At 56.4% G+C, this 23,350-nt stretch carries 17 protein-coding genes; 7 read left to right on the top strand and 10 right to left on the bottom strand.

Translation table 11 applies throughout. The features are described 5' to 3' along the window. Nucleotides 1-26: 26 nt before the first annotated feature. The 4 genes from Poly41_RS17710 to Poly41_RS17695 form a co-directional block, all read right to left on the bottom strand. Nucleotides 27-2,888, bottom strand: coding sequence for a multiheme c-type cytochrome (locus Poly41_RS17710; RefSeq protein WP_146528053.1), 2,862 nt, complete (start codon nucleotides 2,886-2,888; stop codon nucleotides 27-29). Between the two features lie 8 nt (nucleotides 2,889-2,896). Then, a complete protein-coding gene (locus Poly41_RS17705; protein ID WP_146528052.1) occupies nucleotides 2,897-4,552 on the bottom strand; it encodes a CRTAC1 family protein in 1,656 nt (551 codons plus the stop codon). Nucleotides 4,553-4,555: 3 nt separating this feature from the next. Then, on the bottom strand, nucleotides 4,556-6,547 hold the full coding sequence (locus Poly41_RS17700) for an HzsA-related protein (RefSeq protein WP_146528051.1): 1,992 nt from the start codon (nucleotides 6,545-6,547) through the stop codon (nucleotides 4,556-4,558). A 338-nt stretch (nucleotides 6,548-6,885) separates the two neighbouring features. Continuing rightward, nucleotides 6,886-7,803 carry a nitrilase-related carbon-nitrogen hydrolase gene (locus Poly41_RS17695; protein WP_146528050.1) on the bottom strand — a complete coding sequence of 306 codons (918 nt, stop codon included), beginning with the start codon at nucleotides 7,801-7,803 and terminating at the stop codon, nucleotides 6,886-6,888. Nucleotides 7,804-8,072: 269 nt separating this feature from the next. On the opposite strand from Poly41_RS17695, the gene Poly41_RS17690 reads away from it, so the two are divergent. The 5 genes from Poly41_RS17690 to Poly41_RS17670 all read left to right on the top strand — a co-directional run bounded on the left by Poly41_RS17690 (nucleotide 8,073) and on the right by Poly41_RS17670 (nucleotide 14,254). Continuing rightward, nucleotides 8,073-9,512 carry a cellulase family glycosylhydrolase gene (locus tag Poly41_RS17690; RefSeq protein ID WP_146528049.1) on the top strand — a complete coding sequence of 480 codons (1,440 nt, stop codon included), beginning with the start codon at nucleotides 8,073-8,075 and terminating at the stop codon, nucleotides 9,510-9,512. Further along, on the top strand, nucleotides 9,481-10,716 hold the full coding sequence (locus tag Poly41_RS17685) for a threonine/serine exporter family protein (protein WP_146528048.1): 1,236 nt from the start codon (nucleotides 9,481-9,483) through the stop codon (nucleotides 10,714-10,716). The genes Poly41_RS17690 and Poly41_RS17685 overlap by 32 nt, the downstream gene beginning before the upstream one ends. 118 nt (nucleotides 10,717-10,834) lie before the next feature. Continuing rightward, on the top strand, nucleotides 10,835-12,874 hold the full coding sequence (gene metG / locus Poly41_RS17680) for a methionine--tRNA ligase (RefSeq protein ID WP_146528047.1): 2,040 nt from the start codon (nucleotides 10,835-10,837) through the stop codon (nucleotides 12,872-12,874). Nucleotides 12,875-12,892: 18 nt separating this feature from the next. Continuing rightward, a complete protein-coding gene (locus Poly41_RS17675; protein WP_146528046.1) occupies nucleotides 12,893-13,729 on the top strand; it encodes an alpha/beta hydrolase in 837 nt (278 codons plus the stop codon). An 18-nt stretch (nucleotides 13,730-13,747) separates the two neighbouring features. Then, nucleotides 13,748-14,254 carry a GNAT family N-acetyltransferase gene (locus Poly41_RS17670; RefSeq protein ID WP_146528045.1) on the top strand — a complete coding sequence of 169 codons (507 nt, stop codon included), beginning with the start codon at nucleotides 13,748-13,750 and terminating at the stop codon, nucleotides 14,252-14,254. Here Poly41_RS17670 and Poly41_RS17665 read toward each other — a convergent pair whose 3' ends face one another. Next, nucleotides 14,255-15,931 carry an FAD-dependent oxidoreductase gene (locus tag Poly41_RS17665; RefSeq protein WP_146528044.1) on the bottom strand — a complete coding sequence of 559 codons (1,677 nt, stop codon included), beginning with the start codon at nucleotides 15,929-15,931 and terminating at the stop codon, nucleotides 14,255-14,257. It abuts the gene before it with no gap. Nucleotides 15,932-16,180: 249 nt separating this feature from the next. On the opposite strand from Poly41_RS17665, the gene Poly41_RS17660 reads away from it, so the two are divergent. Next, nucleotides 16,181-16,417 carry a YgaP family membrane protein gene (locus tag Poly41_RS17660; protein WP_146528043.1) on the top strand — a complete coding sequence of 79 codons (237 nt, stop codon included), beginning with the start codon at nucleotides 16,181-16,183 and terminating at the stop codon, nucleotides 16,415-16,417. Between the two features lie 53 nt (nucleotides 16,418-16,470). Here the strand turns inward: Poly41_RS17660 and Poly41_RS17655 are convergent, their stop codons facing one another. Further along, nucleotides 16,471-17,628 (bottom strand): M28 family peptidase, encoded by a 1,158-nt coding sequence (locus Poly41_RS17655; RefSeq protein ID WP_390621446.1) that lies wholly within the window; start codon nucleotides 17,626-17,628, stop codon nucleotides 16,471-16,473. Nucleotides 17,629-17,717: 89 nt separating this feature from the next. Continuing rightward, entirely contained in the window at nucleotides 17,718-20,243 is a 2,526-nt protein-coding gene (locus tag Poly41_RS17650) for a U32 family peptidase (RefSeq protein ID WP_146528042.1), read from the bottom strand. A 269-nt stretch (nucleotides 20,244-20,512) separates the two neighbouring features. On the opposite strand from Poly41_RS17650, the gene nth reads away from it, so the two are divergent. Continuing rightward, nucleotides 20,513-21,166, top strand: a complete 654-nt coding sequence (gene nth, locus Poly41_RS17645; protein WP_146528041.1) for an endonuclease III — start codon at nucleotides 20,513-20,515, stop codon at nucleotides 21,164-21,166. A 45-nt stretch (nucleotides 21,167-21,211) separates the two neighbouring features. Here nth and Poly41_RS17640 read toward each other — a convergent pair whose 3' ends face one another. From Poly41_RS17640 to Poly41_RS17630, 3 genes are all read right to left on the bottom strand, one after another. Continuing rightward, nucleotides 21,212-21,733 carry a 3-hydroxyacyl-ACP dehydratase FabZ family protein gene (locus tag Poly41_RS17640; RefSeq protein ID WP_146528040.1) on the bottom strand — a complete coding sequence of 174 codons (522 nt, stop codon included), beginning with the start codon at nucleotides 21,731-21,733 and terminating at the stop codon, nucleotides 21,212-21,214. Between the two features lie 24 nt (nucleotides 21,734-21,757). Then, on the bottom strand, nucleotides 21,758-21,856 hold the full coding sequence (locus Poly41_RS35725) for a 50S ribosomal protein bL37 (protein WP_390621450.1): 99 nt from the start codon (nucleotides 21,854-21,856) through the stop codon (nucleotides 21,758-21,760). Between the two features lie 183 nt (nucleotides 21,857-22,039). Continuing rightward, a complete protein-coding gene (locus tag Poly41_RS17630; protein WP_146528038.1) occupies nucleotides 22,040-23,302 on the bottom strand; it encodes a M1 family metallopeptidase in 1,263 nt (420 codons plus the stop codon). Nucleotides 23,303-23,350: the final 48 nt, after the last annotated feature.

Raw genomic sequence — 23,350 nt, 5'->3', positions numbered from 1 at the left:
AACTCCAAAGAGGAACCGGGGTGTGCCTATAACGTATTGAGATACTCGATCAAATCGTTCAATTGATCTTTGGTCAGATCATTGGTGACGCCGTGTTGGTCATGCGGATTGTACCGCGTCCAGATCTCTTCCAATGTCGGCGCGATTCCATTGTGCAGGTAAGGCGCTGAATCGTAAATATTGTTCAAGTGAGGCGTGTCAAACTCCGCATCGCGATCCGATGGCATCTGCGTCCCGACGTTGTGCAAACTTCGGTCGGTGTACAGCGGTGGGAAGTGACACGTGACACAGCGGCGGTCCTTGGGGATCGGGCTACCATTGGCTCGCTTCTCACGCTCGAAGACCCCCTTCCCGCGGCGCTGGGCTTCGGTCAGCGGTGCTCCCAGGGGACGGTAACGGTTTGGAGGACGCGGGATGGTGCAAATGTAATAGTCCAACGCCTCCAACTGCTCGGGTGTGAAGGGCTCGATACGCGTGAAGAAGACCGACAAACGGGGGCCGCATTGGCGTTTTAAACTGGGGTTCGTGCCTTCCCACTTGAACGGCGCGGTATCAAGAATGCCTCGCAAGGTCCGGTTGTCCACGGGACTGATGCCGATGCCATCGGGTTCGATGTCATAGGTGACCCCGTCCACATGGCCGTCGGGATGACACGAGTGACAAGAAAACTGACGATGAAACGTAATGTCCGCACTGTGAAAGAGCCGTTCTCCTTTTCGCGCCAGCGTGATCTGTTTTGGGCCCCCCAGATCAATCGTTGCCGTCGCGGTGCGCGACGCGACATCGATCACCGTCACGGAATCGTCCAAACAATTGGCCACGTATGCGGTGCTGCCATCGGCCGAGACCACGACGCCGCGGGGGCTGATTCCGGTGGGGATACTGGCGACAACAAACTCGGTCGGTTTGCCAAGGTGGTTGGGGAAGACGTGCTCGCGCTCGTCGTCGGACGCGTTCTCGAGCATCTCGATCATTCGATGGATATCGACCACCGCCACGCGGTCGGAACCGCTGCTGGTGACCAGCGCCCATTTCCCATCGGGAGTGATTGCGACATCTGTGGGGTCGGGAAAACACAGGTTCGGTTCATCCAACAGCACTTGGTCGATACGCCCATCGGCCCAAATGATGGCCAATCCATTGGTTAAGGTCCAACCTTGCAGCAGTCGAGTCATGGGAACGAGGTTTTTGCTGCGATTGTTGGTTGCCAGGGCGAAACGACCGCTGGGGTGCCAATCGATTCCCATCATCAGGTTTGCTCCGACCACGGTGTCCCGTTGGTCGATCTGATGTGTCGCGGTGTGAATGCGCGTGACCTCGGATTGAGACGGATGACGAAACGGCACGAACCGAGACAAGTTGTTCGTGATCGCGACGTGGCTGCCATCCGGTGAAAGTGCCAAGGACCATGGATTGCGACTTGCCGCCAAAGTTTTCTCAATCGTACGGGTTTGGGTGTCGACGACCGATACCGTACCTGAGGAGGTATTCAAAACAAACAGCGTTTGACCCTCGCGGTCGGTCAACAAACCATGGGGCTCGTCACCAACGGGAAAGGTTGAGCAAACGGTACGTGTTCGAACGTCAATTTCACTGACCGAATCCTCCAAGCGATTGCTGACATACGCGGTGGCTCCACTGGGCGCGAAGGTGACATCATGGGGTTGCCCCCCTACCGCGATTTCAGCAACTCTTTTTTGGGTTTCAGTGTCAATCACGATCACCGTGTCCGACGCCTCGCAGGCCACATACAACTCCTCGCCGCTGGGACTGATCGCCATGTTGAGCGGCGTCTTGTAGCGAATCGGTTGCCTAGATGCTTCGGGTGTCTTGGGATGAGCGATTTTGTTGAGTGCCGTCTGGAAATCAAAGGTTTTCCCGTGGGCTCCGGCGTGACATACCCGACAGGATTGCTCGGTAGCCTTGGGTAATCGGGGAAGGATCGAGTCGTCCGAGGTCGCACTTGCTGCAAGCTCGACATGTTCGCTTCCCGCTCCGTGGCATGCTTCGCAGCCGACTCCCTCACTTAGGCGAAAGCTGTCGAGTGCACCGGAGGCGGGTGTATGGAACGCGGTCGTGTGGCAGCTCAAGCAATCTTCGTTTTCTTGCGGGTTGTCGATTCCCTTTTCGGCGGCAATTTCGTAGGCGCGTGGGGTGCTGAGCGTTGCGTAACTGCGCGCATGGCCGCTTAGGGTCCACTTGCTAAACTGCTGCCCCTGGTCGGGGCCTTCGTGGCATTTGGCACACGTGACCGAGCCGGTTAGCATGGCATCGACCGAGGCATGATCGAAATCGGGTGTCGGCATCGATGCTTCGACCGTCCAATCGTCAGGTGTCGGGTGGTGAATGTCTTGCAAGGCTTGCGCAAGATCGAAGTGGTTGGGGCCAAGCACTGCATCGTGTGATCCCTTCGCACGATGACAGCCCATGCAGTCGTTACCGCTGGGCATCATCAATCCCGCTTCCCGCGCCGCTCGACGATCGGTCATGGTGTCCATGTTGGCATACTCGCTGCCTGGACCATGGCATCGTTCGCATTGAATTCCATCTTCGGCGACAAACGTGGGATCCTTCTCCCAATCTTCGGCACGAACGCCAGTGGTATGACAGCCCAAACAGAGCGTTGATTTTTGCGGTTCGATCGGGATTCCCGACAATTCAGTGATTTCACGTGCTTCGGGCTTCGCCAACGATGCGTAAGCCTGCGCGTGTTTACTCTGCAACCACTTGCTGAACTGATGGCCCATCGAGGGTCCGGAATGGCACTCGGCACAGACCGCGCCGCCGACGTAAACGGGATGCTTGTCTTGGCCGTTCGCGCTGCTGAGGGCGGCAACACCCCAGATCAAGATCAACAAAGAAGTCGGAGTCGTGATTCGCGTTGACATGGTTTTCCCTACTGGCCCGATTCCGAGTCTTGCGTGATCACCAAACTTTGGTTGCTCTTCAAGTTGGTTTGCTCCGTTTTCGTTCCGTCGGGCCAAATCACCTCCACGCGTTTGACGGTTTCCGTGTCAGCGAGTCCGAACAGCAGACGTGGATCTCCTTGCGACAGATAGCCATTGACGGGCATCATCGTTGCAACCTGCTTGATCCAATCGGTTTCCACGACCACGGTCGCTCCGAATGCATAGGATTTTCCGCCGGCACGCATCGGTGTCACTCTCAACCAATGTCTTGTGTTGCCGCCATCGTTTCGCAACAGCCGGGGTCGATCGTTGACATTGACCACCAACAAATCCATGTCACCGTCGTTGTCATAGTCACCGAAGGTCGCCCCCCGGCCCACATATTTTTGGTGGAAGTAATCTCCGGATTGCAGAGCCACATCGACAAAGCGTCCCGTGCCATCGTTGTGCATCAGAACGTCCTCTTCGGAGTACTCATGATGCGCGTTTCCGTTGGCCACAAAAATATCCAAGTAACCATCGTTGTCATAGTCGGTCAGCACGCCGCCCCATCCGGTGTATTGGCCGCAGACGATGGCCAAGTTGCCTTGCGAGGTGAAGTCTTCAAACATGCTCCCCCGGTTCATCAGCAAGCAACCGTAGCCCATGTCGGGAATGTAAATATCAGGTTTGGAATCACGATCGACGTCTCCGATGGTTGGCCCCATCGACGAGACGCCCTGGCCCCCTTCGCCAAACGCCAGCCCTCGGAACAGTCCTTCGTTGGCGAACGTGCCATCGCCTTGGTTGCGATAGTAGTAATTTTCCATCGCATCATTGGCGACATAGATATCCAGTCGCCCATCGCCGTCGAGATCGCTAATCGCAGCACTCATCCCGCGTCCGTCGGGGTTTGACACGCCGGCCTTTACCGAAACATCCGTAAACGTGCCATCCCCATTGTTTTCAAACAGCATGTCGCTGCTGCCCGGGTAGCTGAGCGGTCCAGGATAGCCGGCTGCGGCGTAGAACGAACGGAACTTTCCACCGTCATACTGCAAGTAGTTGGCGACGAACACATCCAAGTCACCGTCGCTGTCGTAGTCGAACCATGGCGCACAGAGGCTCCACGAAGCGACATTCAGCCCCGAAGCCACGGAGATGTCGGTAAAGGTCCCGTCGCCGTTGTTTTGATAGAAGACGTTCTCGTTATAGTTCAGCACATACAGATCTTGATCCCCGTCATCGTCAAAATCCGCGGCAGAGCAGCCCAAGCTATAGCTTTCATCGCCAACGCCTGCGCGATCGGTCACATCTTCGAACGTGCCATCTCGTTTGTTTCGATACAAATGATTCTTAAGCTTGCCGCGTAGCGAACGACCGCGGTTGTCGTTGACTTCGGATAGCCAAGATCCATTGGGCAGATAGATGTCGAGCCATCCGTCATTGTCATAGTCGAAGAACATTGCCCCCGCGCCAGTGCCTTCGACAATGTTGTCAAGTTCGAAGTCGCCGAAACTGTGCTTGCAAACGATCCCCGCCTCGTCGGTTGCGTCATGGAAGGTCGGCAAATCGGCTGCCTGCGCAGTCGTCATCAGCCAACTCGCGACAAGTACGATGAGATTGATTTTGACGTAGCGGGTTCGATTCAATTTGTCTCTCATGGTTTAGGGGTCGGGGTGATCCCAGCAGGCTCCCAAATCAATCCAAAGGATGATTTGCTGGACCTCTTGATCCGTGAGCGATTTTCTATTGATTTGCGACGCGCTATCCGGCGGATTCATGGGCTTGACGATCGCGTCCTGGGTAGCAGCATCCCAAGGCTGCGAGGTGTTTCGGCCTAGCAAGTGCCACACCAGCGGACTGGTTCTCGCCTTGCCAGGTTGAATGTACTGGAAATGATCGGTCGCTGGGTCGCGTTTTAGTAAGGTCTGGTACAGCGATCGCAACGATGCATCGTCTTGAATGTCGTCGACGCTTAATCGTGGCAAAGCCCCCTGGTCCGAATGACAAGGGGTGCAACTCGTTTGCAAGAGAGGAGCAATGTCCAGCCGAAAGCGAATTGCGGGGCGGTCCTTTGCGGGCGCGGTCATGGAAACCGCCGCTGCCGCGACTCCGTCGACAAGACCGTTTTCCGGCGTCAGTTCACCATCTTCATGGCATCCAATGCAGCCACGGGATTCGTGGTTCTTGGACCAGATCCAACCGCAACTCCGAAGGGCCATGCCATCCTGGCCAAGCAGTTGCAATTCAATGGCGGTGTTCGCGGGGATTTCGACCTTAAACGAACCATCCTTCGCCAAATCCGTTTCACCCAAGATACGCCGTCGAGCTAGCTGCACGACGTTGGCGTCAGGGTCGTTTTTGTCCTGCTGCGGCGGAACGCCCTCGAGCACTCGAAGTCGTTTTGCCGATTGGGGAAAGAGCAGCTCCGGATGCTCAAGATCGTTGATTCCGACATTGAGGCAATACAAGCCTCCAATCGGATCCAGATCGTCAACCACGGTGCTTCGTCCATCGGCCCGCTGGGAGGGCCGGATCACGCGAGCTTGCACTTCATGAACGGCCGGATCATCGACGAGTCGTTCGCGACGACCTTGGTTCGGATCGTAGCGGTAGATGCCGTAGCTCGAAGTGGAATCGCCCGCGGCACGGTGCGAAACCAAAAACTTTCCGCCCGGTAGCGGTGATGGCGAGTGATACCGGCCATCGGCAGGTGTCGTCAGCGACTGGTAACTGTGTAGCGGTCGTCGCTCGGTGACGGATCCCAAGCACCCCGAACCGTCGCGTCTTCGATCATCCGATTCCACAAACAGAACCAATCCGTGATCACCGACGCATGGCATCCGTTTGAAACGCTTGCCCGCCTGTTGGCCGTAACGCGAGAAATCGATTCCATCGATATTGACCGCGAACAAGCCCATGTAACCCGAGTTTCCGTGATCCAATCGGGCTCGCTGCCAACTGGCGTGCAACAGCCGGCCATCGGACATCAACCACGGATCAAGGTCGCTCGACAAGTTGAAGGTCAATCGCCGAATGGTCGTCCCATCCAACTTGCACGAATACAGATGTGCGGCCGGTGAAGATCCGTCATCGTTGCATTCCTCCGGCTCACTGCTAAGAAAGGTGATTTGGTACCAAGGTTCCGGTGAATCCAAGGTGAACAAAGTGGATTGGTAGCATGGGCTGCGGCAATCGCTAGCCCGGTGGGTGATTTGCCGGACAGCCTGGGTGGCAAGGGTTAGCTCAAAGATGTTCCAAGGATCCTTGTCGCGGACGCGGCCAGCAAACAGCAGCCTTTGCCCATCCGCCGAAACCGACGGATCACACGCGCTTTCGAAATCTGCCGTCAAGATCTGCAGCTGTCCCTCGGGATTTCGCAACACAATCTTGCCCGCATCGCCGGGAATCGGCTGAGGGGTTTCGCTCGGAGCGTCCAATCCGACGCCGATCGGTAACAGGGTGAAAACGATGGGGTGACCGATGGAAATCTCAGCGGGCAACGGCTGCCTTGGCCGCAGAGGGTTTCGCGGCGCGGGATCGTCAACCGCAAGGCAAAACGGCAGCCAGCCGAGCACAACGAAAGCAGCAGCACCGGCACGTGTCCATCGAGTGAATGGACGCAGCAACAAACGGTCAACAGGCATCCGTTTCATGGTTCACTTAACATACGACTAGCGGCAGGGGGGCGAGATTCAATGAAACAGGCATTTGGGCAAGCGTGGTGCGGCATAACGGCTGCGACAATGGGCCGCAGCCTTTCCTGGCTAAGCACTGCCATGATTGAATTGGCGCCGTGCGATGTTCCCCGCCGCGAGGTGATTCCATCCACTTGCATTCTTGCTCACACAACAGGCACATCACGGCGCAAACCGCGTGATGAGTTTCGATACGCTAGTTTAGTTCATTTGGTTGGCGACAAAAGACGGTTTTCGCCGCCAGTGATGTGGATTGCTTCATTTTGCCGCAGGCTGCCGCTAGGGAACGGCGCCGCTTAGGGACGAAACGCGCCCAACCGATACGCTTCCGGCCGCAGGTGCTGAAGCAGGTTGTGCCCGCGTCGTCGCTGGCGTTCATGGCGAAGCGCATCCAAATCGATCGGCCCGACGGTGATCTGCTCGCCTGGCCCCGGATTGGCTTGTGCAAGAATTCGACCGTCAAAGTCGACCATCATGCTGCCGCCCGGCCAACTGAAAGGCGGGTAGTTCTTCAAACTGGCTGCTTGGTTGCAGGCCACCACATAAGCCAGATTCTCAATCGCTCGAACCCGATTGATCGAGGTCCACCAATCCAGCGGTTCTGCCGTACCCCAGGGGTCCATGTAGGCGGAAACCCGAACGAGCACCTCGGCCCCGGCAAGTGCCAACTCGCGAATCGCCTCTGGGAAAAGCCAATCATAGCAAATCGCGGCTCCGATCTTTCCAATTTCGGTCTCCACCACCGGAAACATCGGCTCGTCATAGGTTGGCAACAAATCATGCGGACTGGTGTGAACTTCCCATGGCAACCAAGGATGCACTTTGCGGTACTTTGACAAGATCCCATCGGGTCCGATCAGACAGGTGGTGTTGAACACATGCCCGGGCCATTTTACGTCCGACTCGAGGAACGTGCCTGTTTGAATGTAGATGCCTCGCTCTTTTGCTTTCTTCTGGTAGCGATCGGTATGGTCATTCGGAAGGGGAACTGCCAACCGGTCAAGCAACTCCTCGGCGGACGGATAGATCGGGGCGGCGTGAGCAAACTCTGGGAAGACCACCAAGCGAACATCAAAAAACGGTTCGTACCCCACCACGGCATGGTCGATCATTTCCAGCATCCGGTCGACGCGTGAGCGGATCTGATCGCGATGCTTGGGGTTGGGCAAATCCAGTTGGCATGCCGCCGCGTAGTATCGGTTTGCTGAAGACATGGGGTCACGGTGGGTTAGGGAGAGCTTGCGCGGCTGTCCGCGTGATCGAATCCCTATACGTTTACCTCAACGGCTGTGATTAGGAGAACCCGGCATGCTTCCGAGGACGTTCCACTGGCAGGCGTGAAATCGAAACAGCAGTCGGTCCATGGCACAGCCGCGACTTACTTGTGACCGCTAGAGTGATGCGATAAAGTGCGCTCTGCCTGCTTCGAGTCGGTTGCTGGTGTTTCGCCCGCGATCGTCTTTCCCCTCCTGGAGTCCTCGCCATGTATTCTCTTCGTCCTGGCCTTTGCTTCGTGTTGGTTGCCATACTGTTTGCTGACACCAAGGCAGCGGATCCTATCTCACTGAGCGATGCCAATCCCCACTATTTTTCTTATCAGGGTGAGCCAGCATTCTTAATCACCTCCGGGGAGCATTATGGAGCGTTACTGAACCTCGACTTCGATTTTGGGGTCTATTTTGATGAGCTTGCAAAACACGGCCTCAACCACACTCGCGTCTTTTCCGGTGTCTATCGCGAAAACGCCAAAGCGTTTGGAATTACCGATAACCCGTTGGCTCCGTCGACCGAAGGCTTCAACTGCCCTTGGGCTCGAAGCGAGATTGCCGGTGGTGTGGATGGCGGCAACAAGTTTGACCTGACAAAATTCAATCCGGCGTGGAGCAAACGATTGAAGGAATTGATGGCGGCGGCCGATCAGCGCGGCATCGTGGTGGAGTTGACGTTGTTTTGTCCGTTGTACAACGATGACCTTTGGAAGATCAGCCCGATGAACGCCGCCAACAACGTCAATGGCATTGGGGATTTCCCACGTGAGGAGGCCTATGCGCTGAAGCACCCAGCGATAACGGACGTGCAAGTGGCATTCACAAAATGGGTCGTCACCGAGCTTCGGGATTTCGGCAACCTCTACTACGAAGTTTGCAATGAGCCTTACTTTGGTGGTGTGACGATGGAGTGGCAAAATCGAATCGTCGACACGATCCAAGCAACGGAGAAAGGCTTCCCCAAAAAACACTTGATCTCCTTGAACGTTGCCAATGGTCGTAAGAAGGTAGAGAACCCACACGCCGGTGTTTCGATTTTCAATTTCCACTACTGCGTGCCGCCGGACACCGTGTCAATGAACGCTGCACTGAACAAAGTGATTGGCGAAAACGAAACCGGCTTCCGCGGCCAAGCCGACGTGCTGTATCGGACGGAAGCTTGGGATTTCCTGCTCGCCGGAGGCGCGCTCTACAACAACCTGGACTATTCGTTTACAGCCAAGCACCCAAGCGGAACGCTTCGCGATTACACATCACCGGGGGGCGGCAGCGTCGAGTTGCGACAACAACTTGGGATTTTGAAACGATTTCTGTCCTCGTTTGACTTTGTCGAGATGACACCCAACCCATCGTGGATCAAGAAGGTGACGCCGAAACTCACCACGCAAGCGTTGGTGCAGCATGACAAGGCGTATGCGGTCTACCTGCACGTTCCGCTCCCATCGAAGCCAAAAGACCTGGATGCATTGCTACAAGAGGATATCAAGGCGAAGGTCGTGGTAGAGCTGCCGGAAGGTTCGTTCCGCGCGGAGTGGGTCAACACGAAGACCGGAGAGATCGACAAGGACGAACGATTTGCTCATCCGGGTGGTGACAAGACCTTGACCTCTCCTCGCTTCTCGAATGATGTGGCGGTCCGAATTGTGCGAGACTGAAACGGGGAAACTCACCGCCGCCAAAGCATTTCTACTCGACGCGGCGATGCTGCTGCATCGCTATGGAACTCCATCGCATCGACTTGAGCGAGTGATGTGTAAGGTCGCGTCATCACTCGGCATTGAGTCGGTGTTCTTGTACACGCCGACAGCGCTCGTCATTTCGATGAAGGATGCGGACGAAGAGACGACGGTGGTACGTCGAGTCGATTCGGGGGAAGTGCATGTCGACAAGCTGTTTCGAGCCGACGAGGTTCTTGAACGGCTGGAACGGAAAGAGATTTCCATCGAACAAGCCAAGGATCAGCTTCAGCAGATCGACCAGTCCGCGCCGCCGTATCCCTTTGTGGTGTACGCAGCAGCCTGCGCGGCCAGCTGTGCTGCGTTAGCGGTGCTGTTTCACGGTTCGCTCGTCGAACTCGTCGCAGCGTTATTGATTGGGTTGTGCGTCGCGGGAATCGAACGGGTGCAAAGCGGATTGGGCCGCCAACGCAGCTTGCTGCAACCGGTTGCGGGTTTTGTCGCGGCCGTCGTCTCGTTGGCGATTGCTCGGTTCATCGTTCCGCTTGATGATCGGCTGGTCACGCTTGCGGGCTTGATTGTGTTGATCCCCGGTTTGAGTTTGACGGTCGCCTTGACGGAGTTGGCGGTAGGCCACCTTTCGGCTGGCGTAGCTCGCTTGGCGGGAGCACTGGTGTCGCTCATGACGCTGTTTCTTGGCGTCGCCATTGCCTGGCGTTTTGCGCCGAATTGGCGAGTGTTGCCAGAGCATCCAGCGGATACACCCGTTTGGTGGCAATGGATCGCATTGATTGTGGTCCCGATCGCGTTCGCGATCGTGTTCCAGGCTCGCATGGCTCAGTGGCCGGTGATCGTTGCCGTCGCCATGTTGGGCATCCTGGTCAGCCGAAGTGTGTTGCCGTACTACGGCGTGGAGGTTGCATCGTTTGCTGCAGCACTTGCGGTCGGTTGCGGCAGCAATCTGTACGCTCGACTTCGCAATCGCCCCGCTTTGATTGCGTTGACGCCGGCCATGATCGTCTTGGTACCCGGTGCGTTCGGATACCGCTCGCTCAGCGCGCTGTTGGACCATCAAACGATCGAGGGCGTCGAGTTTGGCTTTCACACGGTTTTGATCGCGATGTGCCTCGTCGGTGGGCTGCTAACGTCGAACGCCGTGGTGCCACCCAAGCGGATTTTGTGACCCGCGGCCGGGTCCGGCTGCTGCGGGGATCGCCGAAAACCTGCAACATCACTACAATCGAGCCCACCAAAACGAGCCACTTTACCAACACCTTTTCGATTTTTCCCCGAAGACCTTGATGACACGTCGAATTCTCGTCACCAGCGCTCTGCCGTACGCGAACGGTCCGATCCACATCGGCCATTTGGTCGAGTACATTCAAACCGACATTTGGGTCCGATTCCAGAAACTGCGGGGCAACCGCTGTCTCTACATCTGTGCGGATGACACGCACGGCACCGCGATCATGATTCGCGCGAGGAAAGAGGGGCGGAGCGAAGAAGAGCTGATCGCCGCGATGAGCAAATCGCATCAGCAGGACTTCGCCGGCTTTGGGATCGAATTTGACAACTATGGCAGCACCCACAGTGATGAAAACCGGGCCGTTTGCGCGAAGGTCTGGGAATCGCTGCGGCAAAACGACTTGATCGCGGAGCGACCGGTTCAGCAGCTCTATGATCCCGAAGCCAAGACGTTCTTGGCCGACCGTTTCGTTCGCGGAACGTGTCCCAAATGTGGACGCGCCGACCAACCGGGTGACAATTGTGTTTGCGGGCACACCTACAGCCCCACCGATCTGGTCGATCCCAAGAGCACGCTCAGTGGTGCAACGCCGGAACTTCGCGAAGCGATCCATCTGTTTGTCGAACTCGAGAAGCTACATGCGTTCCTTGCCGAATGGATCGACAGCAGTGATGCGTTGCAAAGCGAAACCGCAAATTATCTGAAGGGACATTTTCTGGCCGACGAGTTGCGAGATTGGGACATCAGCCGACCGGGGCCCTACTTTGGTTTCGAGATTCCCGATTCGCCCGGCAATTTTTGGTACGTCTGGTTCGACGCACCGATTGGATACATCGCCAGCACCCAGCAGTGGTGCGATGCAAACGGTGAGAAGCTCGAAGATTGGTGGAATAGCGATCAGTGCGAGATCCACCACTTTATCGGTAAGGACATCACTTACTTTCACACGTTGTTTTGGCCGGGCATGCTGAAGAGCGCCGGCTTTAGCTTGCCGACGAAAGTGCGGATCCACGGCTTCTTGACCGTTGCTGGTGAGAAAATGAGCAAGTCGACCGGTACCCTGGTCTCAGCGGAAACGTATCTGAAGCATTCCCAGCCCTCGTACCTGCGCTACTTCTATGCGACGAAATTGACGCCTCGAGTGGAAGATTTGGATCTTGGGATCGAAGAGTTTACAGACAAAATCAACAGTGATCTGGTTGGCAAGGTGGTGAACTTGGCTAGCCGTGTCGGTAAATTTGCCAACGCGACCGGTTTGTCGAAAACCTATCCAGATGACGATGGCATGTTTGAGGCCGCCGCGCAAATGGGGGATGAAATTGCCGCGGCCTACGAAGCGTGTGACTTCAGCCGGGCGATGCGGCGGATCATGGAACTCGCCGATGCCGCCAACCCCTTCGTCGAGCATTCCAAACCGTGGGAGATGAAAAAGGATCCCCAGCGCGTTGACGAATTGCGAGATGTCTGCACGATTGCACTGAACCTGTTTCGCCAATTGGCGATCTACCTTGCTCCCGTGTTACCCGATCTGGCGACCCAGTGCGGCGAACTACTGGGACAACCGATCACGTCGTGGGATCAGAGTAAAACACCGCTACTTGGAACCCCGGTGGCGAAATTCAAGCGAATGATGGACCGAGTTCAACCCGAGGATATCGAAAAGATGATTGAAGAAAGTAAGGAATTGGCCGCGGCCGACGCGGCATCCGCAAATTTGCCGACGTTTGAGGATAGCGATGGGCCGCTCAAGGAGGAACCTTTGGCGGAAGAAATCACGATCGAAGAGTTTGCGAAAGTCGACCTGCGTGTGGCTCGAGTGCTGAATGCCGAGCAGGTTCCTGAGGCGAATAAGTTGCTCAAGCTGACGCTCAGCCTTGGCGGGACCGAACGTCGACAAGTGTTTGCGGGAATCAAGGCTGCCTATCCACCCGAGGAGCTGATTGGTCGATTGGTCGTGATGGTTGCCAATTTGAAACCTCGCAAAATGCGATTTGGGCTGAGCGAAGGGATGGTCGCTGCATCCGGCCCTGGCGGTGCCGAGGTTTTCATTCTTGGCGTCGACGAAGGCGCGAAGCCTGGACAACGCGTTCATTGACAACCGCCTGGGAATGCCATGTTGCATCGACCAATCCATCGATTCCGAAGCTACCTGCTCGACCGACTTGTGTTGCGGCCGACGCGTGATTGGGTCGATCACGGTGCCCAAGAACGTGTGATGTTGTCAACGAGTGGCGGTCCCTTGGAAACGTTTTTGCATCGCCCTCTTGGCCCGCATCGTGACGATTCCACCGAGTCCGCGGATTTGCTGATCTTGAAGTTCCCAGGAACGGCCGGTCGTGCAGAGCGGTCGACGCCGTTCCCTGCGGAATCGTTGGACCGTCGCCGCGTTCACGTTTGGACTTGGAACCCGCCCGGATATGGTCGCAGTGCCGGTCGTGCGACCTTGGGAGGGATCGCCGATGCCAGCGTCGATTTCTACCAACAAGTTACCGAGCGATACCGCAATGCGTTGCCGCCGATTTGGCTGTGTGGAAATAGTCTCGGCTGCGTCACGGCGCTTCATGTCGCCGCCGTGGCGGAGCAGCCACCCGCAGGATTGATGCTGCGAAACCCGCCTCCGATTGATCAGGTGGTGCGCCGCGTTGCTGCAGCCTATCCGCTCGGTCGGCTGATCGATCCGGTGGTCGATCAATTGGCGTCCTCGATGAACGCACTGCACACCGCACCCCGTGTTCACGTGCCGGCGGTATTCCTGCAAAGCGAGCGTGATACGTTAGTTCCACCGGAGATGCAGCAACGGATCCGCGCCGTGTATGGCGGTCCTCAGCGACTGGTTCCTCTTCGCGGCCTTAGCCACGATGGGCTGATCGATGAAGAGCATCAAGCAAGCATTCGCGGCGCGATCGCGTGGCTGTGCCAGCAAAACGGCCTTTCCATTCTCACCACCTGACGAGCAAGGCTTCCAGCGATGCAATCCTCCGAGTCGAACGTCGCCATTCGTAAAGCAACCTCTCGTGACGCTGAGCAAGTTGCTGCGATCTACAACCACTACGTCGATCTGGGCGGAGCCACGTTTGATGGTGCGCACCAGACGGTCAGCGCGATCAGCACCCGGATCAATGCATCAGCACCCGACGGATGGTATGTGGCGGAAACGAACGACAAAATCGTCGGTTGGGCCTGTGCGCGTCGCTACAGCGAACGATACGGGTACCGCTTCAGTTGCGAAACGGCGATCTACATGATCGCGGAAGTCGCAGGTCGCGGGATTGCCGATCAACTGCAACAGCGGATTCATCGGCACTGCGTGACCTGCAACCTGCACCACGCGGTGGCACGAATCATCGCCAACAACCAACGCAGTCTCGCGTTCCATTACCGGCATGGCTACGAGCTTGTGGGCACCCAACGCGCCATTGGACGGATGGAAGATCGTTGGGTCGACGTCGTGATCTTGCAGAAGGTTTTCGGCTAGCTACTCTTTCATGGCGCGGTTGCGAATGGTTGCACCGCCCGACAGATTGGATACATTGAATCCACTTTGCTTCAGAATTCTCGCCGCGATGTGTCCGCGAACTCCGACCGCACAGGTGACCACGGTTTCGATCGCAGAATCCAATTCCAAGATTCGATCACGCAACTCGTCGACCGGAATGTGGATGACGCTGCTGACCTCGACCAAAGGCGATTTTTCGACTTCGCCAAGGGTCCGAACATCGACGACCTGTTTGCCGGTGAGGTCCGCATCGAACTCATCAAATTCTGTGATTTGGTCCAATTGGTTGCAGGCCGCAAAGGCTGCCATATGCACCGGATCCTTGGCCGAACCAAACGGCGGAGCGTAACACAGATCGACTCCTGCCAATTGCCGAACCGTACCGCCAAATTGCATCGCGGTTGCAATGACGTCGATTCGCTTGTCGACTCCTTCGCCACCGACGGCTTGGGCGCCAAGGATTTTTTCGGTTTCAGGATCGTACACCAATTTCAAGGTCATCATTTCCGCACCTGGGAAATAGCCAGCGTGATGCTTGGCGATGATCGTGACGCTGTTGGCGGCGATTCCAAACCGTTTTGCGAAACCACGCGTCATCCCCGTGCTGGCGGCGCTGCACTCAAACACGCGTACCACCGAAGTCCCCTGAACCGGCGGCATCGGATCGCTGTGGTCGGTAGCCGCATGTTGACCGGCCAAGCGACCGGCACGATTGGCAGGGCCGGCAAGAGCAATTCGCATCCGTTTTCCGGTTGGGCCGTAAACGTATTCACAAGCATCGCCCACGGCGTAGATCTCGGGATCACTCGTCTGCATGAACTCGTTGGTCAAGATCCCGCCGGTTTCGCCAAGTTCCAATCCAGCGTCGACTGCCAACTTCACGTTCGGACGAACGCCGATCCCTAACACAACTAAATCAGTATCGATGCGCGTGCCATCGCCCAGGATGACCGCGACTGCCCTCGCATTTTCATCGGTGACGATCTCGGAAACCCCACGGCCAAGAAAAAGCTGCACCCCCTTTCCGCTGGCCTCTGCCGCGATCGGTTCGGCCATTTCAGGGTCAAGCAGCGGCAGAACTTGCCGTTGCAGTTCAACAAGCGACACCTCGATGCTTCGTTCCACCAATTGCTCGACCATTTCGAGGCCAACATATCCAGCGCCGACCACAACCGTTCGGCGGGTCGAGTCCGCATCGACGATCGCTTTGATCCGGTCCATGTCGTCGAGATTACGAAGCGTCAAGACGTTCGAGGCGTCGGCACCTGGAATCGGGGGGTGAAGGGGGGATGCCCCAGGCGCGAGAATCAACTTGTCATAAGGGATCGACAGCGACTCACCCGTATCCGCTCGCCGCACTTCCACCTTCTTCTCGGACCGATCGATCGCGATGACCTCGTGTTGCGTCCGAACGTCCAGCCGAAAGCGACGCCGAAGAAATTCGGCCGACGCGACCACCAACGCCGAACGATCCGCGATCTCCCCACCGATGTGATAGGGAAGTCCACAATTGGCAAAAGAAACATCGCGATCCTTTTCCAGCAAAATGATCTCTGCCTGCTCGTTCATGCGCCGAGCGCGGGTTGCCGCTGACGCGCCGCCTGCGACTCCGCCAACAACCACAATCGTCCGAGGGTCACTCTTGTTTACTGCCATTTTGCTGATTCCTAAATCGAAGAGGTTGCTAGCGGATCAAATCGTCCCGCGCCGAGGCCCGCAGGCCTATATATCGTATCCTAGTGATATATCGAGTTAATAATTTTTTGAAAAGCCCACCCGCCATGGTTTTGGCGGATGGAGCCCCACAACCGGTAGGACCGCAGGTATGATTCCCGGTCGTCGGACGCATTTCAAGTCGAGTGACATGGCTACGAAGATCGAGGGGGTGTCGCTATACTACCGAACATGAATACCGAAAAATGTGAAACGTCGACAACCCGACGGACGATTTCGTTAGACCGCCAAGTTCGAATCGTTGCCGGCTCGCTGATTCTTGCCGGTGCAGTTTTGGCGTTGACGGTTCACTCCTACTTCGCGGGGATTTTTATCTTTGTGGGTGCAGGGCTCACCTTCGCAGGTCTATCGAACACCTGTGGCATGGGAATGTTGTTGAGCAAAATGCCCTGGAACCATCAGGTGTAACCACGGTGCATTCGAGTGGAAGGCCGTGATCAAATGTCGCCGTCTCGACAATGCTATCGCTGCTCGAGCAGCCATTGGTGGAGCACCCAGACGACCGCAGCCATCGATTTTCCGCTGCAATTTTCGGGGATGTCTTGCTCGGTGTGCCAATAGGCCGGTGCTCCGAACCCTGGGCGAGGGTAATCAAAATCGATCAGGTCGATGGTAGGGATTTTGGCGATTTGGTTCAACGGAAGGTGGTCGTCCTGGATGGTGTGTCGTGGCCGATCCACAAACGCTCGGACCCCAAGTTTCTTGGCGACTCGCCAGACTCCAACGGCGACATCGCGAGCGTATTTCAGACTGTTGGTTTCATAGTAAATCTTCAGCTCCTTGTCGCCAATCATATCGAGCAGGATTCCAGCGGCGTAGGGACTTTCATCGGTTTCGGCAGCGATTTTCTCAGCGAAGAAAGTCGAGCCCAGAAAGTAGTCATCTCGTCCCTGTTCAAAAACAAATTCTTCGCCGTCGAAGAGGACGATGTCGACTCCGATCTCAGTTGGCAAATCATCGAACTGGTTCGCCAATTCCATCAGTGCTGCGGTCCCGCTTGCTCCATCATTTGCCCCCACAAACACTCCTCTTGGATTTCGACGGTCTTGATCTGGGAACGGACGTGTGTCGTAATGGGCGCAGAACAGATAACGGTTCTGCTGCGCTGGATTCCATCGCGCCATCAGGTTTCCAAGTTCGACGTTCGAGCCATCTTGGGGATGGCGAATTTCAAACGTTTGCATCTGAACCGCCGCGCCGCAATTGCGAAAAAACTGGGTTAGCATCGCTTGTTGTTTTTCCATCCCCGTTGAACCGGAGGCTCGTGGACCGATTTCGCAGAGATCGACCAAGTAACCGAATACCCGCTGCTCGTCGTAGCGATCAGGGATGGCTCGCAGCGTTGGGCTTTCGATCTGAACGCCTCCACGATCAAAAATCCCCAACGCCATCGCGAACACTAGCGACACGATCACCAAGCCAAGCAGCACAATGATTCGTATCAACCATTGACGAAGCGCCGCATCGGGTGCGACAGGGATCGTGGAGTGAGCCTTTGGCGACGCTTTGGAGTGACTTTTGATGGTCTTGCTCATCAATCGAGACTTGTGAGGGGATGGAGGCTTGGCGAGCAAATCAGCTGCATGGGTTTGTGATTGATTCTCAGTACTGCTGAGCATGAAGCCATCCAATTTATTGAAAGTTGATCCGTTGTAAATCACCACAGTTCGGTCACACGACACCCTTCACCGTTTTTGAAACATCGGTTTTAGAGTATCGCAAGCGGATTCCGCTTTGATTCAAGGGTTCCACGGGTCACGCCGAGGCGGTTGGTTGCTTGCAATCTTCGCCAAACTTCGCTGCCCGACAATTCGCCCGCAAGCAGTTGCCGGTAGGTCGCGATCGTTTGTTGCGATTCCTTCGCGTTTTGTTCGAGCAACTCGACGCGAAACCAGCGAATGCCTTTGCGAATTAAATCGGCGACGATCTCGGATCCGCTTTGCGCGGTTGCATTGTACAGGGTGTTGCGACAGGCGACGTCGGCTTGCAGCGGATGCTCCGCCCCGACACGATCTCGCAGTGTCACGACGTGGCGATCACAGGGGCGCCCACAATTCGTCTTGTTGGTGCCGGGCGACAGCACGCTACAGAAAACGCAATGCTCCATGTGGAACATGGGCATGTGCTGGTGGATCACGATTTCCAAATCTGTCGGCCGGGCTGAGTCGACCAAGTCCATCAGTTGATCACGATTCAGGTCATACGACGCGGTCACTCGCTGCACACCAAGGTCCATCAACCACTCGGCCGAGCGATGGTTAGCCGTGTTGAGTGAGAAATCGGCCACCAGCGGTTTACCAAGTGTTTTGAGGTAGCCAACCGCTGCCAAGTTTCGAACCAGAAAGCAATCCGCATCGAGTCGCCGGAGGACACGCAAAAGTCCCATTTCGCCTGGTTTCTGAATCCGAACGTTCGCAATGCCAATCTTGGCATGGTGTTGGTGCGCGATCTGTACTGCATCTCGATAGTGGCGAACATCATGCAGGTCGGTATAGATCCAATCGACATCGCTAGAGGCGACCGCCTCTATTTGCTCAAGCGTTCGGCACAGCACAACCAACTGAGGTTTGGATGGCGTTATCACTTCGTCGACCGACCGTGGCAGGGGGGCGAGCAAAACACGCCCCGCTTCGGCGTCGATCGTCCGAACCGGCGGTTGCCTCAGCCGCAGGGTCAACGCATCGGTTAAAGTCCGTCGCAGTTGATTCAGCAAACTGGCCGGCACCATCGGTTCGCCTGTGATTGTTGCTTTGAGCGAGCGAAGTTCAAAGGAGGTCCCACCGAGTCGCTCCATTTTTTCTCGCAGCCTCGCTGCATTGGCAGGATGCTTGTTCGCCTTTTCGAGCACTTGGTCGCCCGAGACGCTAACGGTGATCCCACCGCTTGTCGTCGCCGAGAGCTGCAGCGTCTTTCCTGCCTCCGCACCGATCACCATGTCGATCGGTTGACGACTTTGCGGGTCTTCGCCAGCGAAACTCTGACGCAAACGACGGTTTAGCTTTGGATCATCGTTTTTGAAAACCAGATCACCACGCTGAACCCGTTGCCACTCGATTTCACCGCGTCCAAATCCAATCCATACGTCGGTGTCAGCTTCGACCGAATCGAATCGTTGGCCACGACCCGTTTCAAGCGAATAGATCCGGCCGCCTTGAAATTCTCCCTGCTGGACTTCAATGGCCAATCCATCGCCAAGTGTTACCGGAGCATCAACGTGAACAAGTATTCGGTCGGACTTGCAATCGAGAATCGCCCCCAGTCGAATGCCTCGTTTGGCGCTGTGGTCACCGGGCACAAGTCGTTTATGATCGTTGCCCTCAATCCAACCGGGAGAAAAGCCACGTGAAAACGACAACTCCATCTCACGGCGTGCCACATCGTCGACGTGCACCGCACCGGTCTGAATCGCATCATCAATCGCGGTGCGGTAGTGACCTGTGATATTTGCGACGTACTCTGCGGTCTTCAAGCGACCTTCGATTTTGAGTGAAGCCACCCCGGCATCGATCATGTCGGGAATCGCGGCATAGCCCGCTAAGTCTTGAGGGCTGAGTAGATAGCGAACTTCACCGAGGTCGCGGTCTTCACCATCCACGACAAGTTCGTACGGCAACCGACACGCTTGGGCACAATGCCCACGATTGGCGCTACGACCGCCAAGTGATTCGCTCGTCAAGCACTGACCACTGTACGCGACGCACAACGCGCCGTGAATGAAGCACTCCACGGGCATGTGGGTCGCTGCCGTGATCTTTCGGATTTCGGCGATCGAAAGCTCGCGTGCCAGCACCACACGCGACAACCCCAAGTCGGAAGCGACTTCGATGGTTTCGGCACTCGAAAGACTCATTTGAGTCGACGCATGAATCTCGAGCTCGGGGCAGATCGCATGGACGATCCTGGCGACGCCAAAGTCTTGAATCAACACGGCATCGACCCCCGAAGCTGCGACCGATTCAATCACTCCGATAAGGGGGGGCAATTCCGACGGGAATGCCAACGTGTTCATCGTTACATAGCCGCGAACACCTCGCGTGCGGAGCCAACTCATTAGATCGGGAAGGTCGGGAAGACCAAAATTCTTAGCTCGCACGCGAGCATTGAAGCCACAATCGAGCCCAAAGTAGATTGCATCGGCTCCGTTCTCGACGGCAGCACGCGCACATTCCCAATCACCCGCTGGAGCAAGAAGTTCAATGGATCGGCTGGCTGGCAGTCTCGGAGTTGGGTTCATGAGCCAAGTATGACAAGCAATCACGGATCTGGGAAACGGTTTTCGACACACCGAATCGACAGAGGGACGGGGTCCGCTACGATAACGGGGTCCGCTACGATAACGGGGTCCGCTACGATAACGGGGTCCGCTACGATAACGGGGTCCGCTACGATAACGGGGTCCGCTACGATAACGGGGTCCGCTACGATAACGGGGTCCGTTGCAGAACGGGCCCCGCCAGGACACGGGGCTAATTGAACGCCTTCGCGAATGGGACCACGAAAACCGTGAACAAACAGCAGCGTGCCGATCTTGTGTTGCGGCGGCTTGGGGAATTGTATCCTCATCCGCCGATCCCGCTGGACCACACCGATGAGTTTACTTTGCTGGTGGCGGTTTTGTTGAGCGCTCAGTGCACCGACAAGAAGGTGAATGAGGTGACGCCGGAATTGTTTGCTGCCGCAGCGACGGCGGAGCAAATGGTGGAGCTTGGCGAGCAAGAAATCTTACGAATCATTCGGCCGATTGGGCTATCCAACTCGAAATCCAAGAACCTGACTCGGCTTTCGCAGCGTCTGGTCGATGAGCATGGCGGTCAGGTTCCGAGGACCCTTGAACAACTCGAATCGCTTGCCGGTGTGGGACACAAGACCGCCAGCGTCGTAATGGCTCAAGCGTTCGGTGTGCCTGCATTTCCGGTTGATACCCATATTCATCGACTTGCTCAGCGGTGGGGATTGACCCGTGGAAAGAACGTCGTCGAAACCGAGCAAGACTTGAAAAAGCTATTCCCGCAAGCATGCTGGAACGATCTCCATCTTCAAATCATCTACTACGGCCGCGAACACTGTACCGCACGAGGCTGCGATGGCATGAAATGTGGGCTGTGTCGCGAGCTCTATCCGCAGCGAAAAAGCCCCGTGGTTTCGCGGAAAGCGTAGCGAAATCGTTCGCGAGTGAGCGTTGCGATGCATCGCACGCTCAGCCTAGGGACGGCGATCCAATTGTTGCTTGACCATCTCGACCGGAATGGGGATGCCACGCAAAACCCCGTCGATCACCAACTTATTGTCGACGGCTCCTTGGAATCGGGCCACAATCATCCTTCCACGGCGCAGCTTGATCAATTCGATCATCAAGATCAAACAATCGCCTGGATTGACAATGCCGCGAAAACGGACCTCATCGAGGCCACCAAAGCCAACCATTTCGGTTCCCAGCAGATCGTGCCGTTGAGCAAAGTAGCTCGCCAACTGGGCCACCGCCTCGAGCTGGATCACACCAGGCATGATCGGCATTCCGGGCATATGGCCGCGAATCCAAAACTCGTCTTCGGTCACATCCTTGTAGCCAACACACGCCAAGCGATCGACATCCTCGGCCAGGATAGCGGTGACCTGCGCCATCTCAAAGCGTTGCGGAATGAGCCTATGGATCGCCTCGGTATCCGCGATGGGATTCTCGAAATCCAAGCGGTCAAGATCGAAAATGAAGTCGCTTTTCGTCACAGATTCGTGCTAACGGAAAGGGGATTAGGTCTTGATCTTTTTGCGTTTGGCCTTGCGTGCTTTTGCACTGGCGGGGCGCTGCCCGTGATTCGCTTTTTTCAGTTTATGTTGTGGTTTAGCCATGAATCCTGACGTCATTTCAGATGGGGGAACAACGACCGAAGCAAGCCGCTTGTGGTCGGGGCGATCCGCTCGGCGGACCTTCGAACTGAAGAAAATAGCATGTTCGACGGCATTGCGGTAGTCGCAAGAAACAGGGTTCTTGGATTCCCGCAGAGAAAAAATCGTGAGCAAATGGAGGGAAAACTATCGCCAAATGGTCTTTTTTTGATACCACCGATCCGCTTGGCCCTGCAACGCATCGATTCGGATCGATTGGAGATCGGCAGCATCAATCGTCGGTTTCACGGCAGTCGCATTTTCCTTTGCGTTTTCCGCCACGGCCGGTCGAAACGCGATTCCGGACCGGCTCATCGATTGCTCCTGCTGTGGCTGAGCGGCCGAATACAGCGTGCTGTTGCGGACCGATGGAGGCATGAGTCGGTCCTCCGATGCCAAGCGACCTGAAGCCACTGGCTCGGAAGCAGCTGCCGGAGGAGTCCCCGCGGGAGCGTCAGCAACCCCCATTTTTTGCCGCAAGTACCATCCCGTTGGCTGAGCGCTTGCCAAGGCCGTCGCTGGGCCGTCAACCGACCGAGTGATCGCTTCGGCTGGCGTCTGATGTTGAGCCTGGACGACCGGATTGGCCGATGCCAAGGCAACCTTGCTCGGATCCGAAGCGAGATTCTGGTTGTTCTTGGCAAATTGGGCCGAAGGACCGCTGCCGGCGGCAACCCAAGAAAGCCAATAGTCTTGGAGCTCCGCGAGCGATTCGTACCCGTAGTGCTTGCGGATATTTGCGGTCCAAGATCGGTGCTGCACGTAATCATGCAAGAAGTTGATAAACGAACGCGGCCCTTGCTGATCGATCAGAAAGCTGCACACCGAATAGCCTTGGGCATACATTGGCAACACGTCGCCAGGGTACTCGGTCAAGAGGAACAGCTTGTTCATGGGAATTCCGCGTTGCGTTCGCAGAAATTCTCGCAGCTTGGTCTCGTGCTTCTGTTTTTCGGAGCGATGTTCGACCGTGGTACAAATTCCCTCATCGGCCCATCGAGGCAACGGTTGACCAAAATGGGTGGCCAAGATCGTGTGAGTCACTTCGTGTGGCAATACGCTGTCGAGAATGCGTTCTGGCGTGCCGACGACCTCCATTTGAAAATCGCGAACCGGCGAGCGGTTGTAGGTCGTTACCCCTTGGGCAGCCAAGTTCGCACCGGCGACCACGCGGACCGGACAGGGCGTCGGCCACGGTGGCAGCGGATTGCCGAGCCAGTAGGAGGCCAAATCGCTGCGGTATCGCTCGGCCGCATCGCCAACCGCGCGAGCAAGCTGTGCGTTGGGCGCCTGGATAATGAAATTTCGGGTTCGAAAGTCGGCGGCATCCGATGATCCAGCCAACCAAGTCCCCAGCACCCCTATGGTGACTGCGAACAGACAACGACGTAATTTTGATCCGGCTTCCATGCCGTAAACTCCCGCTGGTTCGGTTGATTCTCTCGAGTCCTTCGAGCA

It is taken from the genome of Novipirellula artificiosorum (assembly GCF_007860135.1).
In the GTDB taxonomy this organism is placed as follows: Bacteria; Planctomycetota; Planctomycetia; order Pirellulales; family Pirellulaceae; genus Novipirellula_A; species Novipirellula_A artificiosorum.
Note: the sequence above shows the minus strand (reverse complement) of the source record. Positions and strands in the feature narration are given on the sequence as shown.

Bases quoted from the DNA above. Each gene is read 5' to 3' on its own strand.
- Poly41_RS17700 (WP_146528051.1), bottom strand. From the start codon at position 6,547: ATGAAACGGATGCCTGTTGACCGTTTGTTGCTGCGTCCATTCACTCGA.
- Poly41_RS17630 (WP_146528038.1), bottom strand. From the start codon at position 23,302: ATGGAAGCCGGATCAAAATTACGTCGTTGTCTGTTCGCAGTCACCATA.
- Poly41_RS17665 (WP_146528044.1), bottom strand. From the start codon at position 15,931: ATGGCAGTAAACAAGAGTGACCCTCGGACGATTGTGGTTGTTGGCGGA.
- Poly41_RS35725 (WP_390621450.1), bottom strand. From the start codon at position 21,856: ATGGCTAAACCACAACATAAACTGAAAAAAGCGAATCACGGGCAGCGC.
- Poly41_RS17655 (WP_390621446.1), bottom strand. From the start codon at position 17,628: ATGCTCAGCAGTACTGAGAATCAATCACAAACCCATGCAGCTGATTTG.
- Poly41_RS17705 (WP_146528052.1), bottom strand. From the start codon at position 4,552: ATGAGAGACAAATTGAATCGAACCCGCTACGTCAAAATCAATCTCATC.
- Poly41_RS17695 (WP_146528050.1), bottom strand. From the start codon at position 7,803: ATGTCTTCAGCAAACCGATACTACGCGGCGGCATGCCAACTGGATTTG.
- metG (WP_146528047.1), top strand. From the start codon at position 10,835: ATGACACGTCGAATTCTCGTCACCAGCGCTCTGCCGTACGCGAACGGT.
- Poly41_RS17690 (WP_146528049.1), top strand. From the start codon at position 8,073: ATGTATTCTCTTCGTCCTGGCCTTTGCTTCGTGTTGGTTGCCATACTG.
- Poly41_RS17670 (WP_146528045.1), top strand. From the start codon at position 13,748: ATGCAATCCTCCGAGTCGAACGTCGCCATTCGTAAAGCAACCTCTCGT.
- Poly41_RS17660 (WP_146528043.1), top strand. From the start codon at position 16,181: ATGAATACCGAAAAATGTGAAACGTCGACAACCCGACGGACGATTTCG.
- Poly41_RS17650 (WP_146528042.1), bottom strand. From the start codon at position 20,243: ATGAACCCAACTCCGAGACTGCCAGCCAGCCGATCCATTGAACTTCTT.
- Poly41_RS17675 (WP_146528046.1), top strand. From the start codon at position 12,893: ATGTTGCATCGACCAATCCATCGATTCCGAAGCTACCTGCTCGACCGA.
- Poly41_RS17685 (WP_146528048.1), top strand. From the start codon at position 9,481: ATGATGTGGCGGTCCGAATTGTGCGAGACTGAAACGGGGAAACTCACC.
- Poly41_RS17710 (WP_146528053.1), bottom strand. From the start codon at position 2,888: ATGTCAACGCGAATCACGACTCCGACTTCTTTGTTGATCTTGATCTGG.